General features: G+C 43.8%; 11 protein-coding genes. All 11 read right to left on the reverse strand.

What is annotated here, in order from left to right; genetic code table 11:
• Positions 1–2,818: efflux RND transporter permease subunit (locus ACJMM4_RS05515; protein WP_405383489.1), on the reverse strand; the 2,818-nt coding region annotated here is incomplete at its 3' end.
• 1 nt (position 2,819) lies between these two features.
• Positions 2,820–3,938, reverse strand: a complete 1,119-nt coding sequence (locus ACJMM4_RS05520) for an efflux RND transporter periplasmic adaptor subunit (protein ID WP_405380999.1) — start codon at positions 3,936–3,938, stop codon at positions 2,820–2,822.
• Between the two features lie 155 nt (positions 3,939–4,093).
• Complete coding sequence (locus tag ACJMM4_RS05525) at positions 4,094–5,371, reverse strand: TRAP transporter large permease (RefSeq protein ID WP_405380997.1); 1,278 nt, start codon at positions 5,369–5,371, stop codon at positions 4,094–4,096.
• Complete coding sequence (locus ACJMM4_RS05530; protein WP_405380995.1) at positions 5,371–5,910, reverse strand: TRAP transporter small permease subunit; 540 nt, start codon at positions 5,908–5,910, stop codon at positions 5,371–5,373. The genes ACJMM4_RS05525 and ACJMM4_RS05530 overlap by 1 nt, the downstream gene beginning before the upstream one ends.
• 27 nt (positions 5,911–5,937) lie before the next feature.
• The gene (gene dctP, locus ACJMM4_RS05535; RefSeq protein ID WP_405380993.1) at positions 5,938–6,957 is read right to left on the reverse strand and encodes a TRAP transporter substrate-binding protein DctP; all 1,020 of its coding nucleotides are present in this window, start codon (positions 6,955–6,957) and stop codon (positions 5,938–5,940) included.
• Between the two features lie 57 nt (positions 6,958–7,014).
• Positions 7,015–7,881: an oxaloacetate decarboxylase gene (locus ACJMM4_RS05540; protein ID WP_405383491.1), complete on the reverse strand. Its 867-nt coding sequence runs from the start codon at positions 7,879–7,881 to the stop codon at positions 7,015–7,017.
• Between the two features lie 405 nt (positions 7,882–8,286).
• A complete protein-coding gene (locus ACJMM4_RS05545) occupies positions 8,287–9,894 on the reverse strand; it encodes an MBL fold metallo-hydrolase RNA specificity domain-containing protein (RefSeq protein ID WP_405383493.1) in 1,608 nt (535 codons plus the stop codon).
• 132 nt (positions 9,895–10,026) lie between these two features.
• Complete coding sequence (locus tag ACJMM4_RS05550) at positions 10,027–11,082, reverse strand: hypothetical protein (RefSeq protein ID WP_405383495.1); 1,056 nt, start codon at positions 11,080–11,082, stop codon at positions 10,027–10,029.
• A 16-nt stretch (positions 11,083–11,098) separates the two neighbouring features.
• Positions 11,099–12,274 (reverse strand): MBL fold metallo-hydrolase, encoded by a 1,176-nt coding sequence (locus ACJMM4_RS05555; protein ID WP_405383497.1) that lies wholly within the window; start codon positions 12,272–12,274, stop codon positions 11,099–11,101.
• A gap of 53 nt (positions 12,275–12,327) precedes the next feature.
• A complete protein-coding gene (locus ACJMM4_RS05560; RefSeq protein WP_405383499.1) occupies positions 12,328–12,813 on the reverse strand; it encodes a hypothetical protein in 486 nt (161 codons plus the stop codon).
• An 81-nt stretch (positions 12,814–12,894) separates the two neighbouring features.
• Entirely contained in the window at positions 12,895–13,047 is a 153-nt protein-coding gene (locus tag ACJMM4_RS05565) for a hypothetical protein (RefSeq protein ID WP_405383501.1), read from the reverse strand.
• Between the last annotated feature and the right edge of the window lie 212 nt (positions 13,048–13,259).

Genomic DNA, 13,259 nt, shown 5'->3' on the forward strand with positions numbered 1-13,259 from the left:
CACGTGCTTGGTTAGCATAGTCCAAAAGCAGAATCGCATTCTTCGTAACCAAACCCATCAGCATGATGAAACCAATCATACTCATCATGTTGGCTGTCTGCCCTGCCACCAAAAGACCTACAATAGCACCGATTACAGCAAAGGGCAGGGATGCCATGATGATAATAGGCTGGGAGAAACTTTCAAACTGGGCTGCCAAAACCATGTACACAACTACAATTGCTAAAGCCAAAGCCTTGGCAATTTCCTTAAAAGTACGCTGCATAGTATCAGCATTACCAATCTTTTTATAGTTATAGCCAGGCGCCAAGTTCATTTCGGGGATATATTCATCAGTAATCTTGTTAATCAAAGCGCCGGGAGAAGTACCAACGGTGTTGGCATACACTACGATCTGGCGCTGTTTGTCCTCGCGCTCAATGCGGGTAGGACCACTGCCAAATTGCACGTCCGCCACATCGCCCAAACGAACGAAGGAACCACCGGAGGCAGCTACACGCAGATTTTTGACATCGTTGATATCCATGCGGCGGCTCTTATCCATCTGCAGAATAATGTCGTAGTCATTATCGCCAATGGTAAAGGAGTTGGATGTGCTCTTGCCCATAAACGCCATTTCCACCACTTCGCCCAAGCTGGTAGCGTTCAAGCCCAATTGGCTAGCCTTAGCGTGATCAAGCTTGATAATAATTTCCGGTTCTTCTTCGGAGTCAGAAATATCTACGTCCGTAGCACCGGGAGTATTGCGCACCCTTTCTGCCAAGTCCAAAGCATACTGGCGCAATTGGGTAATATCGCTGCCGCGCAGACCAATTTGTACAGGACGGCTATCGCCACGGCCACCGCCTTGGTTAGAAACAACGGAAACCTTCAAGCCTTCCACATTGCGGAAGTGACCGCGCATATCGTCCATAATCTGCTGCATACTGCGTTCGCGCTCGTTAATAGGCACAAGACGGATATCCAATCTGCCTTGGTTGACAGGGTTACGGCCGTCGCCGATATTTAAAGCGCAAATCTTGACCTCAGGCAAAGAGTTGACGTATTCCTGTAGCGGTGTAGCCAAGGCTACAGTACGCTCCATACTGGTACCATAGGGGGCTTTAATGTTGACAGAAAACTCGCCACTATCATAGGTAGGCTGGAACTCCGTGCCCACAAAGGGAACTAGGAAGAAGTTAATCACCAAAGTAATAACGCTGGCAGCAATAACCTTTTTAGGTCGTTCAATCGCCCACGCCATTAGGGAGTTATACATTTCGCGAATAGATTGGAAGCCTGCTTCAAACTTATCCAATAACCGCTGTAAATATTTGTTACGGGATTTAGCTGCTTCTTCCTCCGTTTCGTTCTTCAACCAGTAGGCAGAAACCATAGGTGTCAAAGAGAACGCGCACAAAGTGGAAAACGCCAAGGCAAAGGCAACTACCAAACCGAACTGTTTAAAGAATTGGCCGATAATCTCGCCCATATTGCCAATAGGAATAAATACTGCCATCAAGGTCAAAGAGGTTGCCAGAATAGCCAGCGTCAGTTCTTCCGTAGCCTTGCGGGCTGCAGTAAAGGCGCTCTCCCCCATTTCCATGTGGCGGAAAATATTTTCAATTAAAACGATTGCATCGTCAATCAACATGCCGATAGCCAAGCTCATAGCCATCAAAGACATATTGTTTAAAGTAAAGTCCATAACCTTCATCATAAAGAAGGTAGCAATTACGGATGTAGGAATACACAGACCGCCTACAATGGTAGCGCGGAAGTTTCGCAGGAACAGATAGGTAATAAGCAGCGCCAAGAAACCACCGAAGAGAATGGTGTTCCATACATCGGCAATGTTATCACGGATATAGGTAGAGCGGTCGCGTACCTTCTCCACGGTAATATCAGGAGGCAGATTGGATTTTTTCAACTGCTCCATTTTTTCGTTAACGTTGTCCGTAACGGTTACGGTATTGGTTTTGGACTGCTTGCGGACGAACGCCAAGACGGAAGGTTTGCCGTTGGAGCTAGCGTAGGTATCTTCATCCTCCCAATCGTCCACTACATCGGCAATTTCGCCAATATAGACAGGTCTGCCATTGTCATTTTTAACAACAACCTGTTGGATATCTTTAATATTTTCGTACTTGCCCACGGTGCGGACAGTGATTTCCATGTTTTTATTACGTGCCTTGCCACCGGGGGTATTGTAGTTGTTCTTGTTGATGGCATCTTTAACCGTTTGGTAGGAAATGCCATACTCCATCAACTTTTCCGGTTTCAGCACAATACGGATGGCACGTTGGCTGGCGCCTACAACCGTAACTTCGGAAACACCATCCACCATCTGCAGCTCGTCTTTAATACTATCTTCGATAATGCGACGAATTTCGCCACGACTGCGGGAATCGGAAGCGAAGGTATAGGCAACAATAGCCCGGGCGTTCAAGTCTACGGTCTGGGTTACAGGCTCGTCAATATCGTCAGGCAGAGCCTTGCGCACACTGGAAACCTTTTCACGCACTTCGCTGGCCTTTACCTGAGGATCCACACCCAAATTGAATTCCAAAACGGTTTCGCTATAGCCTTCCAAAACGGTGGAAGTCAAAGTCTTGATACCGGAAACTTGGCTGACACGATTTTCAATGGGCTTAGTTATCAAGGTTTCCATTTCTTCCGGAGATGCGCCGTCATAGGTAACACGCACGGATACAATGGGCAGGTCAACGTCCGGAGTCAGGTCGACACCGATTTCCGGATAACAGCGAATACCGAAAACCACTAGTAACAAGATGAACATGGTGGTAAATACGGGCCGCTTAATAAATGTTCCTATCATTTTATTTACCAGCCTTTTCTAAATTAATGCGGGTACCTTCACGCAGCTTGTTCTGACCGGAAATAACCACAAGGTCATCCTCATTTACACCGCCTAAAACTTCGGCGACTTGGTCGTTAGTATAACCAATGTTCAGCACCTTGCGCTGTACTACGCCTTTTTCGTCAGGAACAAAAGCAGTCTGCTGGTCATCACGCATAACGATGGCATGCAAAGGAATGGTCAGCACATTTTCCTTGGGCTGCGCTTGCAAATTTACGTTAGCGTAAACGCCTGCCAACAAACCTTGGGTATTGTCCACGCTGACTTCCGCAGCAAAAGTATGAGAAGGCAGATCTGCCACAGGGGCAATGCGGGTGACCTTGCCTATGATTTTTTTATCAGGATAAGCGGGCAGGCTGATTTCCGCTTCATTGCCCACTTTTACGCCTGCAATCTGACCTTCGGGGATGTGGATAACTGTTTTCAGCATGCTGATATCGGCTACAGCAAAAATAGCAGTACCTGCTTTAGCGTAGTAGCCTTCTTGGTAATAGCGCTTGGCAATAATGCCGTCGGCAGGAGCAACAAGGACAGTGCCTGCGGACTTGGATTCCATGGCTTGCAGATTACCACGGGCAGCGTCCAATTTAGCAAGAGCGTTGTTGCGGGCGAAGCGGTAATCATCCACCACTTGCTCAGAAACTGCGCCTACAGCATACAGTTTTTCGTAGCGGTGCAGGTCGGTTTCTGCTTTGCGCAGATTGGTGCGTGCATCCAAAAAGGAGCCTTTAGCGCTCAAAAGGTTGGCATCCGTATCGGTCTGCTCCAAAATCGCCAATACTTGTCCCTTGGTAACTTTGTCGCCTTCTTTAACGTAAACCTTTTCCAAACGACCATCCACTTTGGCTGCTACTTCTGCCTGCCATTCCGGATCCAGACTGCCACTAAAGCGCAATTGGGGCACGATGGTCTGGCGCTGGGGATGCGCAAGCTCCACCGCTACGGATTTGGTTTGGGAAATACGCTCTGCACGTGCCTTTTCCTTCTGCACGTTGCTGTAGATACGATAGCTGATAATCAGGCAGATGGCTACTAAAATACCAACTACTATTTTTACCTTGCGGTTCTGCAAATTCATTTTATCCTGCTCCTTTATATACAAAGTGTTAGACTATCTAGTCAGCTATTTATACAAGGTATATTATACCCCATAGCATTATACATAGGCAAGCAGAAAGAGGGAAATAAAAAACCGGACGCGTACGTACACGTCCGGGAAAAGTAGCTAGTGGGTTATTTAACTACATTGGGCAACCAGGTTGCCAGTTGCGGGAAGAAGCACAGGATGAGGATTTCCAGTGCCATTGCTGCACCAAAGGGAATAACGCCTTTGATGATTTGGGTCATCTTGCTGTCGGGGCTGATGCCTTGGAGTACAAACAGGTTCATGCCTACAGGCGGAGTAATCAGCGCCAGTTCCAAGTTCAACAGCATTACTACGTTGAACCAGATGGGATCGAAACCCAGTTGTACGATTAAGGGGAACAGAATCGGCAGGGTGATGAAGATAATGGAAACGGATTCCAAAATGCAGCCCAAGAAAAGCAGCAGAATGTTGATTGCCACAAAGATCAACCAACGGTTAGCCTCCAAGCTAACAACATAAGAAGTCAGTTGCTGCGGAGCATCCAAAATGGTCAGTACGAAACCAAAGAGGCTGGCACCAATCATAATAGCAAAGATCATGCAGGTAGTTTTAATAGTGTCGTTCAAAATACCGGGCAGATCTTTAAAGCTCAAAGTCTTATACACACAGAAGGTGATGAATAAGCTGTACACAGTACCAATGCCTGCAGCTTCGGTGGGAGTGAACACACCGGTGTAGATACCGCCTACTACGATGATGGGCAGCAATAAACCCCAGAAGGTTTTGCGCAGAGCGTCCACACGCTCTTCCCAAGTAGCAGCAGCTTCACGTTCCAAATTACGGGAACGGTAGACAACGATTGCCATAAACATAGCGGTCAGCATAGCGCCGGGAACAACACCGGACATGAACAGCTTGCCAATGGATTCATCGGTAATCGCACCGTAAAGAATCATAGGAATGGAAGGCGGAATCAAGATACCCAAGGTACCGCCTGCAGCAACGCAGCCCAATACGATAGCACGGTCATAACCGCGGGAAAGCATTTCCGGAATAGCAATAGCGCCAATGGTTACTGCGCAGGCTACAGAAGAACCGGTAATCGCTGCAAAAATTGCACATGCCATTACGGTAGCAATGCCCAAACCGCCGGGCAGATGGCGCAGCCATTTATTGGCAAGTTCAAACAGGTTGTTACCAACCTTGCCTGTCAACAGAATTTGGCTCATGAGGATGTACATGGGCACTGCAGTAAGGACGAAATCGTCCAAAGATTTGTAACCGATAATCGGCAGCTGTGCTAAAGCACCATCGCCACCCATAAAGGCTAACATACCGGCTACACCGCCCATGCCTAAAGAGAAAGCAACGGGCAGCCCCAAGCCAAGGAGAACCAATAGAAGGAGTGTAAATCCTGCGAGCATTATTTATTTACCTCCTTCTCAAAATCCATGGTGAAATCCCCACGGGAAATTTTAACAATATCCTCCAAAATGGAACGGATAATTTGCAGGAACAAAACGCCGAAACCAATAGGCATCGCAGATTGAGGAATCCACAAAGGGGTGCCTAAAGTTGTAGGAGCGCAGTTGTTCAGTTCAATGGACAGCATAACCATTTTCACGGATTGCACAGTGAACAGATAGCTGTAGAAGGCACCGATAATGCAGGTAACAAGGTCTGCATAAGTTTTTGCCTTGGGAGACATCTTAGATACGAAAATATCCACGTGAATGTGCTTTTTACCGGCATAAGCAACGCCCATGCCCAAAAAGCCGGCGATAACGATACAATAGGTGGAAATTTCCATTACCCACTCCGTCGGCGCATCAAATACGCCACGGCAGATAACCTCCCACACTATGGTAAAGCCGCAGAACAGCACCAGTGCGCCGGCGATGACGCCCACAAGGAGCGTCACTGCCTTCAGCAGCTTTTCATAAGCAAACAAGAATTTTTCCAATGTAGTAAACCCCACTTTATTTTTCCATTATTGTTTAGAGCAGATATCCAGCAGTTCTTGACCGATCTTGCCGTTTTCTTTAACATACAGATCCCAAACCGGTTTAGTAGCTGCACGCCAAGCTTCCAGTTCGTTTTCAGGAACTACGTAAACTTCCATGCCTTTAGCTTTCAAATCTTCCAGAGCTTTCAAGTCTTCCTTCTTAGCGTTAGCGCGCAGGTCTGCTTGAACTTCCTTAGCAGCTTCAGTCAAAGCTTTCTTTTGGTTGTCATCCAATTTGTTGAAGGATTTATCGTTAATAGCAACGATGAATTCCGGAGAAGCATGGTTGGTAACAGTCAGATATTTATGTACTTCGTACATTTTGCGGTCACGCATTGCGGTGGTGCCGGAGGATTGGCCGTCGATGGTACCACGTTGGATAGCCATGTAAACTTCACCTGCACCCATGGTTACGCTGGAAGCGCCCAATGCTTTAATGGTTTCAGCAGAGTATTTGCTGTAGCCGCGGATTTTCATGCCTGCGAAATCAGCAGGAGTCTTAGCCAATTTTTTGTTGTTAGCGTATTGTACGAAACCGTAGTCAGCCCACAGCAGAGGACGAACACCTTTCTTTTCCAATTGTTCGCCCAGTTTTTGGCCCAGACCGTTGTCGATAGATTTATCTACTTTATCATAACCGGGGAAAATGAAGGGAACGTCGAAAATATCCATTGCCGGAACGATGGAAGCCCAACGGCCTACAGTGTTCAAGCCCATATCTACGCCACCGCTGATCAGTGCGTCGTTCATGTTTTTATCGTTAAACAATTGGCCTGCCGGATAAATGGTAATTTCTACAGTACCGTTGGATTTAGCAGCAGCTTTTTCCTTCAGGCTAGCCATAGCTTTTACCAAAGGATGGCTTTGGGGCAGAGCAGCTGCCATTTTCAGAGTAACTTTTTGACCTGCGGGAGCGGCTTTCTTTTCGCCACCGCCGCCACAACCGGCGATCAGAGCCATAGCAGCAATCATAGCAACAGCAGTAAATTTCTTGGAGATTTTCATAAAAACAACTTCCTTTCTTTCCATAAGCTTCTTTGCTTAATTAATGGGTTATGATACTTATTTGTATTTTTTATCCAGCTCATTATAGGCATCGAGGCCAATGAAGCTGTTAAATTGACTAAAACTGAGCATTTTGTCATGGACATTATTGGTAGTGCCATCATCCCGCAGGGCAACCAAAACATCATGCAGTGCTTTTGTTACCGTATAGGTCAGGGTGCAAGGCCAGAACACAATATCAAAGCCCATGTTCTCTAAATCCTTACTGGTCAGGTTAGGCGTTCTACCGCCCTCAATCATGTTGGCGATAAGAATGGTGTCGGGGAAAGCTTTAGTAATTTCTTCCAGCTCCCATTCGTTCTGCGGTGCTTCAATAAAGAGCGCATCAGCACCGCTGTCCAAGTAGAGCTTGCCACGCTCAATGGCGGTGTCCAAGCCATACACGGCACGAGAATCAGTACGGGCAATCAACAGTGTATCAGGATTTGTTTTGGCATCTGCAGCGGCACGCAGCTTGCGAGCGTGTTCTTCCGCATCGATTACATGCTTGCCTGCCATGTGACCGCAACGCTTGGGCCAAACTTGGTCTTCCAACAGAACGCCTGCTGCCCCAGCGTGTTCGTATTCCCGCAGGGTACGCTGTACGCTTAAAGCATTGCCATAGCCTGTGTCGCCATCCGCAAGGACGGGCACATCAACTGCACGGGTAATAGTGCGCAGCGCCTCTGCCATTTCCGTCATGGACAAGTAGCCCACATCAGGCTCGCCCAAACGGGAAGCAGCAATGGCATAACCACCCATTACCAAACCATCAAAGCCTGCCTGTACAGCAACCTTGGCGGACAAGGCATCATAAACACCGGGTAAAACTAAAATATCAGGTCTAGCCAAACGCTCGCGTAGGGCTTTACCGGGATTCTGCATTAATATCATCTCCTAAAAAGCGTCTAAGTATACAAAAAGCCCCTACCGACCTTCGTCGGTAGGGGCGTAAGTACGCGGTACCACCCTACATTATACTCTTGAGCTTTAACGCAGCTAACGCTTCCTCCTAAACATACGTCTCAGATGAAGGGCTCCCAGGTGAGAAAGAAGTCTCCATTCCGTCAGCTTGCACCAACCGCTGACTCTCTAAAGCCTGTTGACATCTTATTCCTGTTCACAGCCGATGGTAATGTGTAATTCACTTCGGTGTAAATTACACATAGTATAGCAACATACTTTCCATCTGTCAACCCGTTTATAGGAATTTTTTGTACATTTTTGGATAAAATTTACATAGATGTTACTCTGAGTAGAATTTGTGTATCGTACAAAGACAACACACTGTTACAAGTCTTGGAGCAAGTCATCCATGTATTTACGCAACTTCTCCATCTTCTTGCGGATGGCAGCGGATTTGGAAGCATCCCTTGCCACAATTTGCTCGATACGTACGCGCTGTTGCATGTAGTTGCGCTCCATGCCCTTCAAGTAAGCACTCAGCTCCAAAGCAGCAGGCTCTTCCTGTACCAGTTCGGATTGGTGTACCTGCCATTGGGTACCGGTGATTTCTACACTGTCACCAAAATGAGGTACGTAGGTAGCAGTGCCCAGCTTTCGTCCCAATTCGTCCGCCAAAGTTAAAGCTGCATCCACTTCGCCGTGGGTTACGAAGAAGCATTTAGGTCTGGTCTGCATACCGCTGTACCAAGCCAATAGCTGTTCTTTGTCCGCATGGGCGGAGAACCCTTTCATATTGTAAATGGTAGCTGCTACACTAATAGTCTCGCCCATAATCTTTACACGTTTCGCACCTTCAACAATCTGGCGCCCCAGCGTGCCTTCAGCTTGGTAGCCTGCGAAGATTACGCCACACTCTTGACGCCATAGGTTATGTTTCAAATGGTGCAAGATACGGCCTGCATCCGCCATACCGCTGGCAGAAAGGATAATCTTGGGACCGGGAGTAGTATTGATCGCCATGGATTCCTGCGCTGTAGCTGTAAAACGCAGATTAGGCATATTTACCAAGTGATTGCCCTGCATTTCGTAAAGAGCACGGGCTTCTTCATCATATTCTTCCGGATTGGTCATGGTAATGACTGTAGCCTTGTTCGCCATAGGACTGTCCACATAGATGGGCACTTGCGGAATACGTCCTTCCGCTTGCAGCTTTTGGAAATAGTACAACAGCACCTGGGTACGACCAACAGCAAAAGCAGGAATAACCAAGTTGCCACCACGCTCCACTACTTCGTTAACGATTTTTGCCAACTCGCCCTCTTTGTCATAGGCTTCATGAACACGGTTGCCGTATGTGGATTCGGTAATAATAAAGTCCGCACCGCAAACGGTAGCAGGGTCTTCAATAATAGGCTGGTTAGGTTGACCAATATCACCGGTGAAAATCAAATTAGTTGTCTTGCCATCTTCTTCCACGTGCATTTCAATAAAGGAAGAACCTAGAATGTGACCTGCAACTTTAAATTTAACCGTCACGCCGTCCACAACTTTAAACTCCTCGCCAAAATCACGGATGCGGAACAACTTCAGCGCACGGTCAGCATCGTCAACAGTAAACAGAGGCACTACCTCTTTTTTACCTGCACGCATACCTTTGCGGTTAGCAAATTCTGCGTCGCCCTCTTGGATGTGGGCGCTATCGGGCAACAGAATGCTGCACAGTTCTTTAGTAGATTTGGTGCAGTAGATGGGGCCGTGGTAGCCCTCTTTTACAAGTTTGGGAAGCAGGCCGCTGTGGTCCACATGGGCGTGGGTCAGCACTACGGCATCCAGTTCACCGGGGTGGAAAAGAAATTCTTTTTCGTTGAACGCCTTTACCAGCTTAGAGCCTTGGAACATACCACAATCAACCAAAAACTTTTTAGCCCCCACTTCAACTAAATAACAGGACCCTGTTACAGTACGCGCAGCGCCTAAAAACGTAATCTTCATTGCAAAGCCTCCATTCTATATGCAAAATCACAACCAAAGAATTTTTAATTACTTAAATAATTCTACATCTGTTTGGTAAATCCTTTACTGGGATAAGGAAGTTTTGTGAACAAGTGAGAGGGGGCGTGGATATTAATAGATTGAGAACCAGCTATAACCAGACTTTCCTTTTCGTAACGCTGATTCATAATCATAGTAAAACAAAATAATTGGACATCTACCTTTCCTATATAAGGATTTTCTATGTGAAGATTTCCTCCATTTGTAACATTCACATACCTCGTCAGTAAGAAAGATAACATTACCTATCGTTCCAGCAACTGTTTGCGGTAAATTAGCAATTATTGCATTTGTAAGACCATTTTTAACCCAAGACTCACGCAAGCCCAATTTATGCAATTTTGCTAAATATTCTTTGGCTTCAACAATTCTAGCAATAACATTCACAGGATTACTATTGTAATTCTTCATACCTTTATAATGGTTTCTTATACCACTAGAACCACCCAAAGCTCCCTTTAAACTTTTAACTTCAACCATTACTACCTGTTCAATAAATCCCTTATTATATATTATCCCCAAAAAATCAGGCTTATTGCCTTCAGGTGCATTTTTTTGTGCAAATTCTAAATCATAAAGACATAAATATTTATCTTTAGAAATCTCGACTCCATTCTTAAAATAACGATAAATTTCCTGTTGGGCAACTTTTTCCACTAAATTTACTTTTCTGTTCGCATCTGTATTTTTAAAATAATCATGTTTCCTTGACCACGTGAAATACGTATCAATAGCATCTTTCATCACATTATATGTTTTTGTCACAAAATCCACAGAAAACGAATTAGCTAAACACGATAAATTTCCTATCCTAACAGGAATTGTATTTATCACACACTTACTAACATCAAACCCCTCGTTTTTTAAATCATCAAATTTAGTTAGCCAATCAGCACAATATCTTGCATGGTTAAAGCTAACCGTTACTTTTAATTTATTACCTCTACTAAACGATAAATCCCACATCATATGATTATGATAGTAAATGGTGACTTTATTTGAATTTCCTCTAAAAGCAATTTCCAAATCATCGTGAGTTTTCACAAAGTTTAAAAATTCTTTGAACCCACCACTTAATAATGCACCAATATGCTTATCGATGCTAGTGCCAGCCCTATTATCAGTCATAATATAACCCTACCTTTCATATAACCTTATAAACTTCTCCATCTTTTAATACTTTGACTCTTGTATTGGTAACTACTTCCTTTACCATTTCCGGAACATCTGTATGTACAGGTATTACCACATCTGGTTTAGTAATACTCAACACCATATTCAATGCTGATCTAGTACAGTGACCACTAGTATGTAAGTATGTCCAATTATCAGCTAACTTTAAAAATGATGGTATACCACTACCTTTTCTAGTTCTGTAACCATTCCACATAGAATAGAGAATTATACTTTGGCTTGCATCAAATTTTTTCATAATACTTCTAAACTCTTTATTATCTCGTACAACCATCAAAAAACCATAGTCTTTAGCCTTACTGTATAGATTATCTGCATACTCAGTCACCTTTAACTTATTATATAGTTTAGAATATTTTTGCCATTTTCCCTCAACAGCCTCAATTAATTTTCTTTGATAACCATCACAGAAAAAATATTTTCCATAAGGCGTTGCTTTAGATAAAGCACAAATACGATCCAAATTGGTTGATGAACAAAGCATGTAAACATATTTATAACTAATCAAATACTTCTTAACTTCCTGTTGAATTTGTTTTTCTGTTATAATCGCAGAATCTATTCTAGACAAAGTCGTACCCTCAGTTATAACTACATCTACTTTACCTACATAAGCATATAAATATTTGGGCAATCCCTTTCCTCTAAAACCATGAGTGCGAAAATCTCCTGTATGAAGTACTCGCTTCCCTTCAGCTTCTATAAGAAACATATAGCTATCTATAGCAGAATGATCAACCAAAATAGGAGTAACTTTGATATCTTTAATGCAGATACTTTCCTCTGGTGCAAAAGTTTTAGCAACTTGCAATTTAGACAGAAATGGAGATTGCATACGTTTTGCTACTATTATGGCAACCTTTTTCGCTAACTTCCCCATATATGTATCAACACCATTTTGCAGTTGATATAATTGTCCAATGTGATCACCATGATAATGTGTAAAAAACACTGCATCACAAGTACCATTGGCATTAGTTACTCCATCTATGTTAAGAGGACGAGCAGTTCCACAACTTTCCGTTAACTCACTACCCAAATCGATAATGATACGAGAAAATTGAGTGCGGATTTCCGTAGCAACACCTCCAATTTGATGCGTTCCTCTATGGACAATAATCTCCATTTTATAGCCTCCTTATCGTCAACTATCATAATTTGGAAACAATCGGCACTAATTTATTTATTCACTGCAGCTTTCTGTTGCAAAAGAGCTGCCTTTCTAGCTTGATATCTAGCTACCCTCTTTCTTCGCTTAATGCACGTTTTCTCATGAGCCTCAATCCAATGATATTCACACCAATAATCAAAGGTATTTTGCTTCAAAAAATCTAACAAAATATTCAATGTATCCACCCAAAAGAATACGCTATAAACTTCAAGAAACCGATCAACGTTAGGATGAGGACACGAATTGTTGGTGTACGCTATTTCTCTACATTCTTCAAAAAGAAGTGGTATGGAAATATCATGTATACGATTCCATGCCTTATAATCAAATCCCATACAATTAGACAGCTGACTACGAAGACTATATGATAAATGAGGATTAGGAAAATCTCCCATTTCTTTTATTTTTCCAACAAACCATTCCCAATCATTTTCAACTTTGTGCAATCTTCCTTCTTTCATCACATCTTTAGCATATTTATATAACAAAGCCACTATATCATGCCACTTACAATACACATATCCTTGTTTATTACAATTTATTTCTAAATTAAGTTTAAAGTTTTCTAACTCTTCTCAAGCATCCTGTGCTACAACATTTTCTGAGCATGCATCCCTCACTTCACGACTTTCTAAAGATTTAATTGCAAAATGTAACACTTGATATGTCGTATACCCACTGCCAAAGATCTCTTTATCTTCAATCACAGTAGAAAAATCATAATTCATCTTGCGCTCCTCCTTACCAAATCCAAATCTAAAACGCCAATTATTCCTCGACAGCAATACAGAAAACAGATGGTTAGTTGTAAAATGAAGTTGCACAACTAAATAAAAAAGATCCATGGTGGTATCTTTCTGTTAAAATAAAGTTGCTACACAAAATCAGCAGAAAGGACTGACCACCATGGATCAATCTCAAGATACCACATTTCATCAAA

The organism is Phascolarctobacterium sp., from assembly GCF_045124115.1.
Taxonomy (GTDB): Bacteria; Bacillota; Negativicutes; order Acidaminococcales; family Acidaminococcaceae; genus Phascolarctobacterium_A.